The organism is Psychrobacter sp. FME13, assembly GCF_014861395.1.
Classification (GTDB): Bacteria; Pseudomonadota; Gammaproteobacteria; order Pseudomonadales; family Moraxellaceae; genus Psychrobacter.
In genome coordinates this window covers 1-537 of record NZ_RRYV01000377.1, presented here as the reverse complement: position 1 = coordinate 537, position 537 = coordinate 1, and the positions used below count along the sequence as shown (strand labels likewise).

Below are 537 nucleotides of genomic sequence, written 5' to 3'. Positions count from 1 at the left end.
AAGCATGCCTAACCAAGTCTGGACGGGAGATGTGACCTATATCCGTATCAAGAGCGGCTGGTGTTATCTAGCTGTGGTGTTAGATCTGTTTGCCCGTCGTGTCGTGGGCTTTGCCGTATCAGACTCTCCTGACAGTATGCTGACTGCTAAAGCACTACAGATGGCATATCAGACGAGACTTAGACCCAGTAGGGTGCTGTTTCACTCGGATCAAGGCACGCATTACACTAGCAAGGCATTTGCTGAATCCGTGGCTAGTTGTGACGGCATGATTCAAAGCATGAGCAGAAAGGGTAATTGCTGGGACAACGCGCCAACTGAACGCTTCTTTAGAAGCTTTAAAACGGAATGGATGCCAAAGGGTGGTTATGAAGATATCTTTGAGGCTAAGAGTGCTATCACTGACTATATCTGGGGCTATTATCAAACTGTGAGACCCCATACTTTCAACAATTACTTAACACCATTAGAAACAGAGAGACGCTATTTTAACAAAAACCTCTTATCAGGTGTCCTAAATTAGTTGACCACTACAAA

1 protein-coding gene is annotated in these 537 nt (G+C 45.1%); it reads left to right on the top strand.

The features are described from left to right. On the top strand, positions 1–523 hold a 523-nt coding region (locus tag EI164_RS16670; RefSeq protein ID WP_192521068.1), incomplete at its 5' end, for an IS3 family transposase. Between the last annotated feature and the right edge of the window lie 14 nt (positions 524–537).